We start from the raw sequence: 18,287 nt of genomic DNA, 5'->3' as shown, positions 1-18,287 counted from the left end.
AAGGAATCATGGGAATCTTGGGTAATACTAAGGGGGATAGAAAATGAAAAGAAAAAATTTAACCTGAAAAAGGTACTTTAGGTAGGGGAGCATGCGGATGATGACATTGGCAAAATGGGTGAGAATATGCCCGCCTGCGGGTTTGACGGTGGATTTAGTATTGAGGGTGGTGGAGAGTAAAATCCGAGTATGATGCTTGGCTTGCAAGCGTTTCAAACCGGCACACATGGCATTCAAGCCTTCGAAAGCCTTGGGACGCAATTGGGGGGAAGCGGTGTCGGTGCGGGGGATCACGGCTTCTTCTTCAAAAAACTTGGTGAGGCCTGACACCACGATCATATCAATGGGAGTATCAGCCACTTTATCTAAATTTTCGGCCACGGTTTCAACCATGTTGGACCAATTGAACGCCCGTGACACTAAGATGGTGGAGAGAATCGTTTGGGCCGCCACCCCGTGATGAATGGCTAATTGCGACAAATGATATGGATTGAAGCGGTTGGCCCCATCAACATACAAGATTTTCTGGGTCGTCTCGGGGTGTGTCTGATGGAGACGAACGGTGGCCTCTAAGGCAATCTGTTGGAGAATTTGGGCATTAATTTTCGGATTCCCGATGAGTAAGGTCACTAAATCCCGCGTTAATCCCCCATGCAGCAGAGTGTCAAGGGGGAGAAGGCCTGTCGAAAGGGGAGGTTCACTACAAATTTGATGAAGCACATCGGTTCCGGTTTGCATGGGTGAGGAGGAGAAGGAAGACTATTCCCATAAAAACACTCTCGGTGGTGACTTTATTATTTTTGGGAAAAAATATCTTGAAATATAAATTTCATTTTAGCTTCAATTAGGTAAAGAATTATCTGTTCTGTAAATTCTTCTGGATTAAAAAGATTAAATTTAATGTCTTCAATTACTAAAGCCATCATTTAACAAAACTCATTTAAAATTTTAGCGGATAATCAACCACATAAAAAAGGAAAAAATTTTTTAATATCGTAGACTTGAACAACCTATAGGATAAGTTTCCTACTCCGATTTTTGAATAATTATTCTAAAATAAGGTTTTAAAATGAACGAAAAAAATAAAAAGATTCTGGGTGGATTTATATTAGTTTGTATCTTTGGATTCACCGGATATGGCATTTATGCTTCAGTCACGGATACGGTATTCCTTTCTTTCGGAAATAAATGGATTTATACCGATTCCCAAGGGCGAGAAGTTGAAGTTTTAACCACCCCTGAACGAATCATTTCCATGGCCCCATCAATAACCGAAATTCTTTTCGCAATAGGTGCAAATGATATCTTAGTTGGACGCACGGATTTCTGCAATTATCCCAATGAAGCACTCGATATTGAGAGCATTGGAGGATTTTCAACACCGGACTTAGAAAAATTAGTTTCTTTAGCGCCAGATTTAATTATATCTCCCACTTTTAATGCAGAATCAACTGCAACATTAGAAGCATTGAATTTAACAATAGTTATTGTGGAACCAGGAAGTACAATCATGAATGTGATCAATTCAATTAGAGACATTGGAAAACTTTCAGGCTACACGAAGGAAGGAAATGATTTCGCGGATCAGTTAACTGATTCTTATAATCTTATTGTAGATAAAACATCAACTATAAGTGCCACCGATAAAATGACATGTTATTTTGAAATTTGGGAATCCCCTATGGTTGTAGGAAATGAATCTTTTCTAAATGATATGATTGATAAAGCCGGAGGGATAAATATCTTCGCAGATATTAACGAAGAATATCCCATGGTGAGTAATGAAAATATTATAAGTGGTAATCCCGATGCAATCTTCATTACGGAACATTCAGCCCCTTTTTATTCCCAAATCATAAGTAACCGAACAGGATACAGTTCAATTAATGCAATAAAAAACAATCGAATTTATTCGGTCAATGATGATATCTTTTTACGGGGGGGTCCAAGAATTATCCAAGCGTTAGAAAATATGACAAAATATTTATATCCAAACTTGCTATAAATCTTGCTATTCGGGAAATAAACTATAAAAATACAATTTGAAGCGAAAGGATGTATATGAAAAAATCGATGCAAATAATTACCTTACAGGTGTTAATTTTTTTATTAATCTTTAGCGTTTTCATGTCATGCACATTAGGAAGCGTAAAAATACCTTTAAGCCATAGTATTGCAATACTTCTCAATGAAATTGGGATCCAAACAGGTCAGTCTTTCACACAAGTGGAGCAAGTAATTATTTTACAATTACGCCTTCCTCGAATATTGATGGCAGTCATCGTTGGAGCCATGTTGAGTATGGCTGGAGTAATATCCCAGATTGTTTTCCGAAATCCAATAGCAGATCCTTACGTCATTGGTATTTCTTCCGCCGCGGGATTTGGTGCAGCCCTCGTCATTGTGTTTGAACTCTTCTTCTTCAGACAATTTACAATTCCATTATTTTCATTTATTTTTGCAATTGGAGCAGTATTTTTAATATACATGATTGCAAGAAGTAAATCATCCATTCACATTTATTCGTTATTGCTTTCAGGAATTGCCCTATCATATATTTTTTCTGCCTTGATTAGTTTCATTCTATTTCTATCCGAAGATAAATCTCACATGATACTTTCAATATTACTTGGAAAACTATGGGGAATCACATGGGTGGAAGTCAAAATTGCTGGATTACTGCTCATTCCTTTTACAACAATCCTTATTTTTTATGGATTAGATATGAATCTCCTTTTGATGGGAGATAGTTCCGCTCAAACTATGGGTGTGAACGTAAAAAGATCTAAAAGTATTGTATTGTTATGTATGACTATGTTTACTGCAACTGCAGTAGCATTTTGTGGTTCCATTGGATTTATTGGATTAATTGTACCCCATATAACCCGGTTAATATTTGGAAGCGATAATCGGAAAATTATTCCAATTTCGGGAATTGTGGGAGCAATATTATTAATTTGGGCGGATGTATTAGCAAGAATCTTGATTTCACCGCAAGAAATCCCGGTTGGAGTTTTCACTTCTCTTATGGGAGGACCCTTCTTCATATATTTGGTGATTAAAAAAAAACGATCAAATAAGTAAACGGAGAAAATTGAAAATGCCATCCATCAAAGTTAATGATATTCATTTTTCCTATAATATGGAACCAATTCTTGAAAATATTTCCCTTTCATTTGGAAAAGGTAATTTGTACGGAATACTCGGTCCAAATGGTTGTGGAAAGACAACATTCTTGAATATTGTTGGGAGATTATTAAAACAAAATTATGGGGACATACTTGTAAATGAAATTAGTTTAGAACAGATGTCAATCAAGGAAATCGCAAAAAACCTAGCTTATGTTCAACAAAAATCGGAAACCTTGGATTTCAACTTTACAGTCGAAGAAATTGTACTCATGGGGAGATACTCGTATATAGATCGTTTTTCTCGTGAAAGTGAAGAGGATCATAAAATAGTAAATGATATACTTAAAGATTTGAATTTGGAAGAATTAAGAGACAGAGAATATAATAAACTTAGTGGTGGAGAGCAACAAAAGGTAATGATTGCAAGAGCCATAGCTCAACAAACCAAAATAATATTACTGGATGAACCAACATCCCACTTAGATATCAATTACAAATTGGAATTCATGGAACTTTTCCAAAAATTTGTTCAAAAGGGGATTCTTATTTTAATCGTTCTCCACGACCTTAATTTGGCGGCGCAATTTTGTGATAAAATTATTTTGCTTAATAATGGTAAAATCCATGCTTTTGGAGATGTAACAGAAACGATCACAGAGCAAAATGTTAAAGAAGTTTATAACGTGGATGTTATAATTGAAAGTAACCCAATCACGCAATCAACATACGTTATACCGATTAGTAACTATCTCAATTCAAAATTCAAAATCAAACAAGTCCCCGATGAAAAAAAAATACACATCATCGCTGGAGGCGGAACCGCGATCAATTTCTTATCCTTGATATCAAATGTGAATACTTCCATTGGAGTTCTTCATGTACTAGATGATGATCATACGATGGCAGAAAAAATGCAAATAAAAACCATTTCTGAAGCCCCATTTTCCCCTATTTCCAGTAAAACACTAAAATTATTAGAAACTGCAATCCATCAATCCAATATAGTGATTCTTGCCAATGTTCCATTTGGTAACGCAAATTTAGTAAATCTCCAAGTTTTAGATCAATTCTCGGGGAAAATAATCATTATTGAGGAAACCCCCATCGAAGACCGTGATTTTACTGACGGAAAAGCTACAGAATTATATCACCGCATTTCGCAAAAAAAAGATGTGTATAAAACATCTTCGATTGAAGAAATGTTAAAAATTAAGGAGCGCCTTTTGCATAATTGAGGAGAACTACTAAAATGGATAGAAAGCAATCAGACTTACCAATAATACCAAATCACGCTTCCCATGGAGGAGAAGTCTATTCTCAAAACCTAAATAACAAAAAAATCCTCGATTTCAGTGTCAACGTCAACCATCTTTTTAAAAAATCAATTGTCGACATGGATCTTAAAGACTTACTTGAAACCATTGATCTTTATCCCGATTCCAATTCAACTCGCCTTAAGGAATTATTGATCAAAATTTCAAATAATGCATTTACCCAGAATCAAATAATTGTGGGAAATGGAGCCATGGACCTAATTACGGTTTTTTCCGATGCTTTCTTTACAAAAAATGATGAAATAATCGTGGTCCAACCAACCTTTACAGAATACGAATGGGCCATTACAAAAAACCAAGCAAAAATCATAAATATTTTTCGATTACCTGAGAATGATTTTAAGTTACCAATGGCAGAAATATTTGAATTTCTGTCTCAGTCTCCAAAAGCAATCTTCATTTGCAACCCAAATAATCCAAATGGGAGTTTGGATGCCCATAATGACATTAAAAACATCCTAAAGCAAGCGTTGAATTCGGAAACATTGGTGTTCCTCGATGAAGCATTCATAGAATTCGTTGAAAAAACACCTCGAACAAACGAAATGTTAGAGCAGTGTCCCAATCTCTTCATATGTAGAAGTTTTACAAAATTTTATGGAATTCCAGGCCTTAGAATCGGTTATGGACTAGGAAGCCAACAAATGATTTCTAAAATGAAATCCTATCAAAACCTATGGTCTGTTAATACTGTTGCCCAAGAACTTATGGGAAGATTGATTGGAAACACTCATCTCCAAGAATTATCTCGAGAATATTATACCAAGGAACGTAAGTTTATGTTCGATGAAATAAACTCATTATATGGATTCAAGCCATACCCTTCAAACGCTAATTTTTTACTTGTAAATCTCGAAAATCTTGGGATGAACAGTGCAGATGTAAAAACTCGATTGGTAGAATCAAATATCCTCATAAGAGATTGTGCAACCCTCAAGGGCTTAAATGATAAATTCATTAGAATTGCGATTAAGGATCATGAGAGCAATTTGAAGATAATACAAGAGTTTAAAAAGATCGTCAATTCTGGAGGGATGCACCCCAAAGGGATCGATTTAATAAACCAAGCATTGGCTTTAAAACATAGAAAAGGAAAAGATCTGAGTTGTCCGTATTTTCCATGTCATAAACAGCTAGAAGATTGCACTTTTTGCTATTGTCCCTTTTATCCTTGCCATAATCCAATCAGTGGAGGAAACTTCATAACCTCTCAAAAAACTGGAAAAAAAATATGGAATTGTGCAGATTGTATTTTATCCCATAAAGCGAGTAATGTAGACATTATTCTAACTGAGCTAATCAATCTTAAGAGTTCCTTCCAAGAAATAACACACATGCAATTGATGGAAATCCATAAAAAAATAATTGACCAAGATGAAGCATATCATGACCGCTAAATTTTTAATGATTCAAGGAACCACATCGGATTCTGGGAAAACCACATTGGTTATGGCATTGTGCCGTATCTTCGCAGATATGGGGTATAAGGTGGCACCATTCAAATCACAAAACATGTCCTTAAACTCCTTTGTAAATAAGGAAGGTTTTGAAATTGCACGATCGCAAGTTTTGCAAGCTCAAGCAGCCCGAATCGAACCTCAACCAGCCCATAATCCAGTCTTACTAAAACCCAAAGGGAATAATACATCTCAAATTATCTTAATGGGCAAACCTTTCGCGGATTACAAAGTACGTGAATATTACCCTATATATATTCCTAAATTAATACCCCATATTAAAAAATCATTGGAAAAATTAAGTCAGACCAATGATGTTGTAATCATTGAAGGCGCGGGGTCCCCAGCAGAAATAAATTTAGCAGATCATGAGATTGCAAATATGTTTGTGGCAAAATTGGTAAAATCACCAGTAGTAATTGTGGGGGATATTGATAAAGGGGGAGTTTTTGCATCGATCTATGGAACGGTTGAGTTAGTTAAGGAGGATGAGAAACCATTAATTAAGGCGTATATCGTCAACAAATTTCGGGGAGATGAAAGTTTATTGACATCAGGGTTGGTAATGTTAAGTGAAAAACTCAATATGCCTTGTTTGGGAGTACTTCCTTACATTAATGATCTCTATCTTCCCGCGGAAGATTCTCTTGATATTAAAGAAACTCGAAAATTACGAAATATTAATATTGGGGTTATTCGACTACCAAAAATTTCTAATTTCACAGATTTTGAACCTTTTTTGGCAGAAAATGATGTATCCTTAGAGTATTGTATCAAACCACATCAGTTGAAAAATAAAGATTTGATTATTATTCCTGGAACAAAAAATACTATTTCAGATTTGAATTGGATGAAAGAAAATGGATTTTTCGACGAAGTATCTCTCTTAGAAAAACAAGGAGCAATTATACTGGGGATTTGTGGTGGTTTTCAAATGTTGGGGCAAAAAATCATTGATAAAGGAATTGAAGAAAATCTTATTAAAGAATACAATGGATTAGGTTTGCTTCCTACCACAGCAGAGTTTAAGGATTATGATAAAATCACACACCAAATAAGTGCCAAAGTCATAAATATTCCAAATTTAGAAGGGCAAATTATTAAAGGTTATGAAATTCACATGGGAATTATTAAAAATGGTCCAAATCTTAAAACGTTTCTAGAATATGAAGATAAAAATCTTTTAAAGAAGAATTATTCCTTGGGCATTTATAATGAATCCATGAGTACTTTCGGAACTTTTCTCCATGGAATTTGGGAAAATGATCTTTTTAGAAAGGAATTTCTATCTTTTGTGGCTTCTCACCACAATAAACAATTCGTAGAAACAAAAACCTCCCATAACGAAATCGTGGAACAGAACATCGACAAAGTTGCTACGATTGTACGCAAGCATTTAGATTTACAAGAATTATGTAAAATCGTTGGATTAGAAATGGGAAATAAAGAAAAGTGATAAATTATGGAATTATTACTGATTCAAGATGTATATATTACATTTATTAGTTTAACGGCAATATGGGCAATTATTATTGATTTGATCATAGGAGATCCGAACTTTAAATTCCATCCTGTCATGCTAATTGGAAAATCAATTTCCTTTTTCAAGTCCAAATTACGTACTGGGAATCAAAAAAGGGATAAATTGAATGGAATCTTACTCATTTTCATCGTAATTTTGATTTTTTGCTCAATATCTATTGGGATCCAAATTGGAGTCTGGAAATTCTGGAATTTCCAAAATATCGATCCAAACTATGCTCCCAAATTCTGGGAGTTAGGTATTATTACTTTTCTTCTGGGATTTCTCCTGAAATGGACCTTTGCCATTAAAAATCTGGGTGATGTCACCAAACCGATTCAAAATTTCTTAGAAAATGATGCCCTTGAACAAGCCCAAGAAAAATTATCATGGATCGTGCGTCGAAATACAAAAATATTAGATGAGCAACATATTATATCAGCATCCGTTGAAGTGATTGCAGAAAGTTCTACCGATGCTGTAACCAGTGTTTTCTGGTTTTATTTCATGGGAGGTTTACTAGGATTTATACTCAGTATTCTTACGAATGGCTCATTTTTCCTTTTTTTACCAATCGGATTTGCCTATTTGTATCGAATCATTAACACGGGAGATAGCGTTGTTGGATATAAGGATGAAGAAAATATCAATATTGGATGGTTCTCAGCCAAATCCGACGATGTTGCGAATTTTATTCCCACAAGATTAACGGTATTGTGCATGTTTATTATCGGATTTTTAATGAAATTAAATATAAGTAACGCGAAATTTATTCTCAAGCGAGATGCACGCACGTTAGAGAGTATGAATGCAGGATGGACAATGGGCTTGATGGCAGGATTGCTAGATGTTCAACTAGAAAAACCGGGCTCATATATTTTGGGAGATAAAAATCGAGACCTTAAACCAGCAGATATATTCCTTTCATATAAATGCACGCGACTATCGATGTTATTATTTATCATTCTCTTCGGCTTGATTTCACTATTAATCATTTGGGGGTTATCACTTTATGCTAATTAAACACGCGAAAACAAATATTGAAGGAATTTCTTATACTTGGACTGAATCAGAAATCATTATTCGCTCAACATTAGATCTTCATGGATTAAGTAACGCAGCATTAAATGGAGGGAATTTAATAACCCGTGAAATTGTAAATAATTACGTTCCCAAATCCTATACTTTAGAAGAATTTAACTCGACTTTTGACAATCTTCAGAAAAGACACAACTTATCAGATAATAGTGTTGTTTTTTTGACTGCTGTAAAAATGAAAAACGCTGCAATAGAAAAAGTATCTCTCGGACCAATAGAAATGTTGCTAATTGTTACCGCGGGAACCACAAATGCAGCATCACCTCAAGATGGGATGAACAACTACTTTTCCCTTCAAGAGGATTTAAGGAATCATGAGTATAATCCTAAACACAACACAATAAACACCATTGTGATTTTTGATTGTGATTTTCCACCCCACCTTTATTCCAATTTATTTATTTTGCTAACTGAAGCAAAAACGGTTGTGCTACGAGAGGGAAAGATTTCAACTCAAGAAGGACATTGCGCCACCGGCACCACCACAGATGCGATAGGTGTTTTTACTACTGGACGTTTGCATAAAGTTAATTGGTCTGGTTTAAGTACCGAATTTGGAAAGCTCGTTTCCAAAGCATATATGCGAAATTTGAAATTGTCTTTAATAAAAGGAGGATATATTGATGATTCTTAAGGATATTCAAATGGTCTTTGGATTTTTAACCCGAATTCCTGTCAAGGTCCATTTTTCCTCCTTCGATCAAATTGCCAAGAAAATGTGGCTATTTCCCTTTGTTGGATTTTGTCTCGGACTCTTTGTGGGTGTCATAGGATTTCTACTCAATTTGATTTTACCGCCCTTATTAACAGGATTTTTGTGTTTAGGAATTCTCATTGGGATTACGGGAGCTCATCACACAGATGGGTTGTTTGATTTTGGCGATGGACTCATGGTAATGGGCACCCCAGAGAAAAAAATCAAAGTGATGCATGATGTCGCCATTGGAGCAGGAGGCTTATCTTTAGGGATAATTATAGTAGTCTCAACCGGAATTGCCCTAGGCTCTATTGATCAAAATTTGATTGTCCTACTCTGTATTACTGAAATCATGGCAAAATATGCCCTTCAAGTAAGTTGTACTTTTGGAAAAAATGCCCACACCACCACAGCAAGTAAATTCATAGAATTAAATAATTATAAATATTTTCTCTACTCCACCTTGCTTTCCGTTCTATTGATCATAGCGGCCCTCTTAGGAATCAATTCGATATTATTTATTATCGTAGGAATATTTCCTATCACTAATACTATAGCGCTATTATCCATCTCTGAAATACTAATTTTTTTAGGAGGAGCATTACTCACAACATATGGTGTTCTTTTCATTCTAAATAAGATTTCAAACAAGCATTTTGGGGGGTTAACAGGAGATTGCTTAGGGGCAATCCATGAAATAATCCGTTTAGCAAACCTAATTACCATAATCATTATTCAAACACTAGTTACAACATGAGCACGATATTAAATGGAAAAAATCGATTGCATAATTATGGCAGGTGGGAAAGCCTCAAGATTTGATTTCAATCAGATTGATCAAGCCATCAAAGAAAAACCACTCATCCAAGTAAAGAAAACGCGATTAATCGATGTGATCATCAAAGTTGCATTAAATTCCGAAAGTCTTGCTAAAATCTATATTGCGACCTCTCCACACACTCCCAAAACATACCAATATTTAAAATCACAAAATAATCCTAAAATTGAAATCCTAAGCACACCGGGCAAAGATTTTCATTCAGATTTGAAATTTATTATTGAGACTTACAATCTCTCGAATGTATTAATTTTAACTGCGGACTTACCGACAATTCACCCTTCCTTCTTGAATTCAATAGTTCAAAAATTTTTTGAGGAAAAGAAACCCGCATTGGCAGTAATGATGGATTGGGAACGAGCCATAAAAAATAGTACTATTCCAACGGATAGAAATAATGCATTTATTGATAAATATGGAAACAAACTATTCTCAATCGGCATAAACATATTAAATGGTAAATTAATCCGAGAATCCTTTATTGATCAGATAGAGTATATCACTGAAAATGTGGATTTGCTGCTCAATATTAATACCGCAGATGATTATTACCGATATGTATCTTTCTTAGATGAAAAAAAAAAGGTTGATGATTACCCATGAACATTTTTTTAATTCGCCATACTAAAGTTGATCTTAAGGAATCCACATGTTATGGAATTTCGGATGTTCCTCTTGCAAGTTCTTTTGAAAATGAAGTGAAATTTGTTAAAAAGCATTTGGCCAATATAAAAAATGTTGTGTATTATTCTAGCCCTTCCCATAGATGTCTTAAATTGGTTAACCAATTAACAAAAGACCAACCAATCGTGGATGCAAGACTTTGTGAAATGAATTTTGGAGATTGGGAGATGATCCCTTGGAAAGATTTGGAAAAAATCAAAGCGTTCAGAAATTGGGCAGACAATTTTGTTGAAGTTCAAACACCCAATGGAGAATCTTACCTTCAATTATATGCTCGATCAGTTGAATTTTGGGAAAAAATTAGTAAAGAAACACAAAAAAACATAGTAGTGATTGCCCATGGAGGTTCAATTCGCTCGATATTGGCTTATTTGAACAAAATTCATTTAAAAGATTCCTTCAAGTTTCAGATTGATTTTCATTCGATAACTAAAATTGAAGTTCAAAAGGATTCAGAAGGAAAAATAGACTATAAAATTGCCTATACTAATAAAATAACTTAAATAATTTTAAAAAATTGATAGAAGAAAGAAAAATATTTCATTTTAAAGAATCGATTGTGTCAATTGTGGGGCTTGTTTCAATCCAACAATGATGGATTCCTTTTTAATTTTCCAATAAATGAAATAGACAGGCAAAATTGACAAAGCACTTAATCCCATTATCAAAACCATAAATAAATCGGCAAAATTGCCACCACTTTCTGAATAATCGGTGAAATAATAAATTATAAACCCGATATAGAATAGTAGAGATGAAAATCCTCCATATCCAGAAATTAATGAGGAATAAATTTTATGTGTAGGTTGGATTTCATAGAGTTCCGATTGAGTGCTGGATTCGGGTAATTTAAATTGAAGGACCCCTAAATCTTCTAACACCCAGCTTACTATCCAGAGTCCCGATGCAATCGGAATAATTAATGAAAGCATTTTTCCAAGAACGACTGGATGAAAACGAGGATCTATCCCACGGAATATCCACTCATCAATAGTAACTTGAGTGATGAAATTTTCGGGTAACAAAATCCCTACATTGATCAATGCATCTACCAAGCCTAAGGTCAACAAAAAAAGTTGGAATAATCGCACGTACATAACTTTTGGTTCCATGATATTATCTTGTTGGGGCAAATAGGCAAAGGAGTGCTGTTTTTGAAATTTCATCTTAATTTTTAAGAAAATAGGGGCGATCACTTTTACTGCAAAAAACAAAAATGCAACGGAAACAAACAAAGGCCACACTAACAAGAGAAGCAATGAAGTGACTTTTTCTGAGAGATGCCAAAATGCAACAGGGTCTCCTGAGGAATTAACAGTCATTACAATACAATAGACTAACCAAAGACCATATCCCACTAAACCGAATATGTATGTGAATTTGAATTTCATAATTTTCAATCCTATAACAAACATATTCGATGTTGACCTATAAGAAAATTTTAGTGCAGTTGAATTGCAATTCACTGAAGAGGAGGATAATTCCAAATTAAAAATGTCAAAAAATGTGTACTTTAAGAAAAAAAAAGATTTTTACAATAGGTAAAACAAATAAAACACAAAAAATGCAAAAGTGGGAATAAACCCAGTGATTATTAGCCCCAATCTAATTTTTTTATATGTTTTAACTTGCTCTGGTTCAATATATGTTGTTTTTACCACACTTACAATATTTTGTAGAAAATTAGGAGTATTAAAGAGGGGACTACCACTTAAAATTTCGTTTTGGCTTCCCGTATGAGGATCTGTAACTCGAATCCCTATAAATAGTACATAGATGATGACCATAAAATTCAAGGCAAACAAGAGATTTGTAGAAAAGAAAGATAAGGAAAAAGCATCATTGAGTGGTTCTGAAGAGTATATTAAGTAAGTAGCATATGCAACGGCGAAAGGAATGAAAAGAAGTGTAACGGCAACAAATTTATGATATTTTGTTGACATTACGATTTGGTTATTAAAATCCCGACTGATCTTTCTTTTTCGGTCAAATTCACAATTCTCTTCATCAATTGCTATTTTTTCAATCTTTTGAACAGAAGAGGGATATTTTTCACCTTTAATTGAGAAAAGAATGTTGTTTAAAGCGATTAAATGTATATTGACTTCATCGGTTTTTTTTTTTATTTGCAACTTAATTGGTTTTTTTTCGATATTTTGGAGAACTAAATAAGAAGCATTCCTTTGAGGAAAAAACTGAATATCAAATTTGATGCAATCCTCAATTAAAAAATTACGAGAATATAAAGTAATGTTAAAACGTTGGATGCGCAATCTTATTTTCCCCGTTTCAGCAGAAAATATGAGTACCTTTGTGATTTTCCAAAATAAAAGTCCAATAAAACTACCTACCAAACAGAAAATTAGCAAGGTGGGAAGCCACGGTAATTCTACGAGTACATCTGAGGAGTCATCCACAAGAAAAATAATTGAAAAAATCCCGAAAATAATTAAACCCAAATAGAAAAGAGGTTGCAAATCGGATTTCATGGAAATGGAATAACTCTGGTCTTGAGAATTAATTTTGGGACTATTCTTTTCCATAACTTGTGAGTGATCTGGAGAGCTATGCGAATTTACAGGAATTTTTGTCATATTTCTTAAATCTTCAAAGATTTATAATTGAAATGAGATGAAATCGCATTAATACTTTATGGTTGAGCCAAGGAAAAAAATGGATTGATATGTCTACACCCATTGAAGTTAATAACGGTAACGCCTTGATCTTCCATAAGGTGAAATGGCAGAGAATAAAGTAAAAGCCCCAATCAATCGAAATCGATCGAGGAATACTTCAAACATCATTCGTTTCCCATAAAAATTTTCTCCCTCTGTTGGAAAAAACCAATTTTGAAAGAATTGTTTTTCACTAAGAGAATGGTTTTATGGTAAAATAGAGCATCACTTATGAATTATGCCTAAAAAATTGACAAAAACGGCAATTAAGTTAATTTAAAGATGGATAAGTGCCTGAGATGGCAAGTGTATAGCTACAATCTTTTTCGATTTTTAGAAAATATTTATTATAACAAGGGAGAAGTGAGAGTTAAGAATTAAATAATTTCTGCTTATTTTTTAAGAGGATGGATATTTTTAAATTCTTATTAAATTTATCAGAAAAAATCGGAATTTCATGATTAAAATGAAAAAGATAAAAATAAAAACAATTTTACTCTCGTTATCAATAATATGCGTCTTTTCCTTTGGAGGAGGAGCACAATTATTGAAAATTTCAAATAATTTTGATGAGGTTGATTTAAACCCAATTACTTTAAAACCCAAATCAAGCATCACTCATTTACCGATCTATATTACTGAGAATTCTCCTTCGAATTGGACAAATTTTGCAGATAAAACGGGAAGTGGTATTTATGGAGATCCCTATATAATTAGGGATTTTGAAATTGATTGTTTAGGTGCTGGAAATGGAATTTTAATTTCGAATTCAAGAGTTTATGCTGAAATAATCAACTGCACTATAATTAATTGCGGTTTAGAATCGGGAAATGGAGGTATTCGTTTGTATAATAGTACGAATATATTGATCAATAATTGTACCACATCTTCAAACGATGAACACGGAATCATATTGGATGATTCGCATAATAACACTATCGTAGATAATATTGTAGAAACAAATAGCTATCATGGGATTAGCCTAAGAAATTCCAATAATAACAGCATTGAAAGAAATAATGTCGATGCAAATCAAATTTATGGGATAACCTTAGATAATTCGCACAGTAACTCCATAAATAGAAATAATGTCTCAAATACAATTTCAGATCATGGAATCTATATCAATAATTCAGAGAACAATACCATTACTGAAAACAAAGTCAATGCAAACCATGCTTCTGGGATTTATTTATTCATTTCGGACAATAATAACGTTTCTGGTAATACTGCGAATGAAAATCTATTTGATAATGGTATACGATTATATCATTCTAATAAAAATAATATTTCAAATAATATATTTAATCAAAATGAGGATGGGATTTATGCTGAAAGTTCAGATAATAACATTATCTCAAATAATTCCATAAATAGTAACAGTGAAAATGGAATCTATCTCTATAATTCAGATTATAATGATATATTAGAAAATACCGTATTTAATCAATCTCTATATGGAATTCGATTATATAGCGGATTAAATAACACTTTATTTGAAAACACAATTATTAATAATACTTTAAGCGGATTACGTCTATATAATTCCAACATTAGTATAGTATCTGCAAATATTTTGAGAGATAATAATGAAAATGGTATGATTTTTGAAATTTCCAATAATAACACCGTTTATGATAATAGTATTGAATGTAATCTTTTAGATGGTCTTAGATTAACCTCGTCTGTTAACAACTCTATTTCTGACAATGTTATAAATAATAATTCATACGGAGTTTATCTTTCTTCATCCAATAATACATCGATCTATATGAATAATGTTGGCCATAATGACAATGCAGGATTATATGTTCATGAATCTGATGAAAATAATATTTCCACCAATGTTTTCGAATTTAATAACATAATAGGTATCTCACTATTTGATTCTCATAATAATTCTATACTTGAGAATGAAGCATCTACTAATCAAAATAAGGGTATTTTTCTTTTCCTATCCGATGATAATGAAATTATTGGGAATGACATTAGCAATAATTTGGATCTTATTAGTACAACGACTATTATAGAGGGGGATGGGATATTTCTTTCACAATCACATAGAAATAAAATAATTAACAATAATTTAGAGGATCATGATGGAAGTGGAATTTCGCTTTTCGATTCAGATAAAAACAATATTTCGGACAACATTGCAACTTTAGGGAACGTTGGTATAATTTTATATAATTCTGATTTTACCGATTTAATTGGAAATGAGGTCAATTCCAATAAATATTCAGGCATAATGATCTATTTATCTCTCAATATTTCGGTTAATGGTAATTTACTTGATAAAAATGGGGGGGATGGAATATATATCTATCAATCAAAAAATTGTACTATTTCTAACAATACTTTGAGCAATCATTCACAAAATGGTATTTATATCTTATACGGAGAGAATAATACATTCACTATGAATACAATAGAAAATTCCATGGAATTTGGGATTCGATTAATTTCCAGCGGTCACAACACATTTTCCGAAAACATTTTAGAAAATTGTGGTTTTTATGTTGGTAGTTCAGTGAATAATTCTATATTCCAATCAAATTTAGTTAATAACAATCCCTTGCTCTATTATGAAAATCAAGAACAAATTTTACTAAATGGGTTAGTCAATAGTGCAGGACAAATTATTTTGATTAATTGTGATCGCTTCATAATTACTAACTACAGTTTTACTAATTGTTCAATAGGAATTGCATTAACAAATACAAACCATTCCCTTATTATTAATAATATTTTATCTGATATGAGTAATCAAGGAATTTTATTAACAGATTCGAATAATAATAAAATTAATGCAAATATACTTCAAAACAACAATAAAACAGGAGTCTCTATACTACTCGATTCATCGGAAAATGTAATATGGATGAATAATTTTGTGGGAAATGGTGAGACTCAAGCTATAGATGATGGGACAAATAATCATTGGGATAATGGAAATTATGGAAATTATTGGGATGATTATTATGTACGGTATTATAACGTCACACAAAAAGTTGGAGATGTGTGGGGAATATCCTATGCAATTTCTGGAACATCTGGAGATGTTGATAACTATCCCCTAATATCTGGTATATATCCTGATAAACCTATTATAATCACCGTAAATCAAGAAATAAATACCCAGAATGTGGTAATCCAATGGAATGAAGTTCAAAATATTTCAAAATACAATGTATACATTAATGGAATTTTCACTCTAACGACTCAACTGACAAGTGCATTACTCTCTTTGGGATCTGACGGCAATTATTCAATTACCGTAACTTCTGAAAGTGTTTTAACTGAATCGAGTTTTTCTGCACCGGTGATAATCACAGTTAAGCTTTTACCAGAGATACCTCTTTTGATTACAGAAAGTCAACATATTTTCACAAGTTCTTTAGAAATCTCATGGAATCCAGTTGAAGGTGCATTGTGGTATCTGATTTATGTTGATGGAATCCTGAATGATACGACCTCTGATCTTTCTATTGAAATCAGTTTCGATCATGATGGGGAGTTTTATGTCTACATAAAGGCTGTAAATGAAAATGGATATTCTGTCGAATCTGATAGCATTTACATTCTTGTAGGTTCCACTTCTCCTGACGAAGATTCCCTTGCGTCTTGGTTTAACAACCCCGGAACATGGCTTGGAGCGGGAGGAATGCTAATCGCAATTGCAGCAATGGTGCTTATGATGAGTAAAATGAAGAATAAATAACAATATAGTACTTTTTTCTTCAAATTTACTTGAATAAAATAAGAATTAAGAATCATTTTTTTTCATACTTTTTTTCCAAGTGTCATAATATTTGAGTTTGAAAAAAAAATGAATCAATTATTTGGATTGATATAAAAAAACTATTTAGTTCTTGATATACATATAAAATCAATTGTGATCTTTGAATTGCGTGTCAAAAGAGAACCCTTTTCTCATGATAAAACAAAAAAAGGAACTACAAAAGCAGCATTACCGAAAAAAGCAATTAATAGTGATATCGTCTTGATCTTCCGTAAGGTGCAAGAGCGGAGAATATAGTAAAAGCACCAATCAATCTGAATCGATCCAAGAATATTTCAAACTTCATTCGGTCTTTAGAGTAATTTTCCCTATCTGTTGGAAAAAACCAATTTTGAAAGAATTCTTTTTCACTCAAGAATCCAATTAATAGGAAGAGACCTCCAATAGCAAGTCATGATATCGATTTTATTTTCCGATATTTGTGAGACAATGCGTTTTCTGTTAAACTGATTAATGTCACACTACCTAGAAACAAGATAAAGATCAATAAAATATATTTACTTTGCACTAAATCAAACCTTGTAAATGCTTCTAAATCCGCGGCATGAGTTAATAATTGAATATCAAACACTGCGGGAATAATAATGGTCACTAAAAACAGCATGATACCTCCAATATGCCTCAATTTGTGTTTGTTAAAGTGAATTGATCGTTTCTCAGTTCTAGTGTTTTCTAGAATTATGGTACTATATTCTACTTCTTCCCGAGCTTTATTCATAAATAGTTAGATTTGGAATAGAAATAAAAATTTTCTATGCCAAATTAAGGAAATTGCTAATTTTGAGACCAATTTACTAATTTTGTTTGCTGCAACTCCAAAATATAAAAAAAAAACTCCATCTTCAATTTTTTCAACCTATTAATTCAAAAGATGGATAGCGATCTTATTACATTAATTTTTAACTAAACCGATTCAATGTTAAAGGTGTAAATTTTTAGATATTCGGTGTTTCTCTCTTGATAAAATAGGAAGATGTATTTTTTTTCCAAGAATTATAATATTTGTATTTGAAAAAAAAAAATAATGAAATATTAGGATAAATGTAAAA

At 32.9% G+C, this 18,287-nt stretch carries 16 protein-coding genes; 11 read left to right on the top strand and 5 right to left on the bottom strand.

Features of this window, described 5'->3' with window-relative positions:
- Positions 1–27: 27 nt before the first annotated feature.
- Entirely contained in the window at positions 28–738 is a 711-nt protein-coding gene (locus NEF87_RS24450) for a hypothetical protein (protein ID WP_457917894.1), read from the bottom strand.
- A 56-nt stretch (positions 739–794) separates the two neighbouring features.
- Positions 795–926, bottom strand: a complete 132-nt coding sequence (locus NEF87_RS24445) for a hypothetical protein (protein WP_457917893.1) — start codon at positions 924–926, stop codon at positions 795–797.
- 143 nt (positions 927–1,069) lie between these two features.
- Between NEF87_RS24445 and NEF87_RS24440 the strand changes: the two genes are divergently transcribed.
- The 10 genes from NEF87_RS24440 to cobC are packed head-to-tail and all read left to right on the top strand — an operon-like array spanning position 1,070 to position 11,264.
- Positions 1,070–2,005 carry an ABC transporter substrate-binding protein gene (locus tag NEF87_RS24440; protein WP_457917892.1) on the top strand — a complete coding sequence of 312 codons (936 nt, stop codon included), beginning with the start codon at positions 1,070–1,072 and terminating at the stop codon, positions 2,003–2,005.
- A 56-nt stretch (positions 2,006–2,061) separates the two neighbouring features.
- Complete coding sequence (locus NEF87_RS24435; RefSeq protein WP_457917891.1) at positions 2,062–3,084, top strand: FecCD family ABC transporter permease; 1,023 nt, start codon at positions 2,062–2,064, stop codon at positions 3,082–3,084.
- A 16-nt stretch (positions 3,085–3,100) separates the two neighbouring features.
- Positions 3,101–4,366, top strand: coding sequence for an ABC transporter ATP-binding protein (locus NEF87_RS24430; RefSeq protein ID WP_371804125.1), 1,266 nt, complete (start codon positions 3,101–3,103; stop codon positions 4,364–4,366).
- A gap of 14 nt (positions 4,367–4,380) precedes the next feature.
- Positions 4,381–5,862 (top strand): aminotransferase class I/II-fold pyridoxal phosphate-dependent enzyme, encoded by a 1,482-nt coding sequence (locus NEF87_RS24425; protein ID WP_457917890.1) that lies wholly within the window; start codon positions 4,381–4,383, stop codon positions 5,860–5,862.
- A complete protein-coding gene (locus NEF87_RS24420; RefSeq protein ID WP_371804123.1) occupies positions 5,852–7,378 on the top strand; it encodes a cobyric acid synthase in 1,527 nt (508 codons plus the stop codon). Before NEF87_RS24425 ends, NEF87_RS24420 begins: the two co-directional genes overlap by 11 nt.
- A gap of 6 nt (positions 7,379–7,384) precedes the next feature.
- On the top strand, positions 7,385–8,467 hold the full coding sequence (gene cbiB, locus NEF87_RS24415) for an adenosylcobinamide-phosphate synthase CbiB (RefSeq protein WP_457917889.1): 1,083 nt from the start codon (positions 7,385–7,387) through the stop codon (positions 8,465–8,467).
- A complete protein-coding gene (locus tag NEF87_RS24410) occupies positions 8,457–9,176 on the top strand; it encodes an adenosylcobinamide amidohydrolase (protein WP_371804121.1) in 720 nt (239 codons plus the stop codon). The genes cbiB and NEF87_RS24410 overlap by 11 nt, the downstream gene beginning before the upstream one ends.
- Complete coding sequence (cobS, locus tag NEF87_RS24405) at positions 9,166–9,996, top strand: adenosylcobinamide-GDP ribazoletransferase (protein WP_457917888.1); 831 nt, start codon at positions 9,166–9,168, stop codon at positions 9,994–9,996. Before NEF87_RS24410 ends, cobS begins: the two co-directional genes overlap by 11 nt.
- A 12-nt stretch (positions 9,997–10,008) precedes the next feature.
- Positions 10,009–10,680 (top strand): NTP transferase domain-containing protein, encoded by a 672-nt coding sequence (locus NEF87_RS24400; protein ID WP_457917887.1) that lies wholly within the window; start codon positions 10,009–10,011, stop codon positions 10,678–10,680.
- A complete protein-coding gene (gene cobC, locus NEF87_RS24395) occupies positions 10,677–11,264 on the top strand; it encodes an alpha-ribazole phosphatase (RefSeq protein WP_457917886.1) in 588 nt (195 codons plus the stop codon). The genes NEF87_RS24400 and cobC overlap by 4 nt, the downstream gene beginning before the upstream one ends.
- A 42-nt stretch (positions 11,265–11,306) precedes the next feature.
- Here the strand turns inward: cobC and NEF87_RS24390 are convergent, their stop codons facing one another.
- Together NEF87_RS24390 and NEF87_RS24385 are read right to left on the bottom strand one after the other, a co-directional pair.
- The gene (locus NEF87_RS24390; RefSeq protein ID WP_457917885.1) at positions 11,307–12,152 is read right to left on the bottom strand and encodes a hypothetical protein; all 846 of its coding nucleotides are present in this window, start codon (positions 12,150–12,152) and stop codon (positions 11,307–11,309) included.
- 141 nt (positions 12,153–12,293) lie between these two features.
- On the bottom strand, positions 12,294–13,355 hold the full coding sequence (locus NEF87_RS24385; RefSeq protein ID WP_457917884.1) for a hypothetical protein: 1,062 nt from the start codon (positions 13,353–13,355) through the stop codon (positions 12,294–12,296).
- Positions 13,356–13,902: 547 nt separating this feature from the next.
- On the opposite strand from NEF87_RS24385, the gene NEF87_RS24380 reads away from it, so the two are divergent.
- Positions 13,903–17,157, top strand: a complete 3,255-nt coding sequence (locus tag NEF87_RS24380) for a right-handed parallel beta-helix repeat-containing protein (RefSeq protein ID WP_457917883.1) — start codon at positions 13,903–13,905, stop codon at positions 17,155–17,157.
- Positions 17,158–17,629: 472 nt separating this feature from the next.
- Here the strand turns inward: NEF87_RS24380 and NEF87_RS24375 are convergent, their stop codons facing one another.
- Positions 17,630–17,956: a hypothetical protein gene (locus NEF87_RS24375; RefSeq protein WP_457917882.1), complete on the bottom strand. Its 327-nt coding sequence runs from the start codon at positions 17,954–17,956 to the stop codon at positions 17,630–17,632.
- Between the last annotated feature and the right edge of the window lie 331 nt (positions 17,957–18,287).

The sequence above is a fragment of the Candidatus Lokiarchaeum ossiferum genome, from assembly GCA_025839675.1.
Classification (GTDB): Archaea; Asgardarchaeota; Lokiarchaeia; order Sigyniarchaeales; family Promethearchaeaceae; genus Lokiarchaeum; species Lokiarchaeum ossiferum.
Note: the sequence above shows the minus strand (reverse complement) of the source record. Positions and strands in the feature narration are given on the sequence as shown.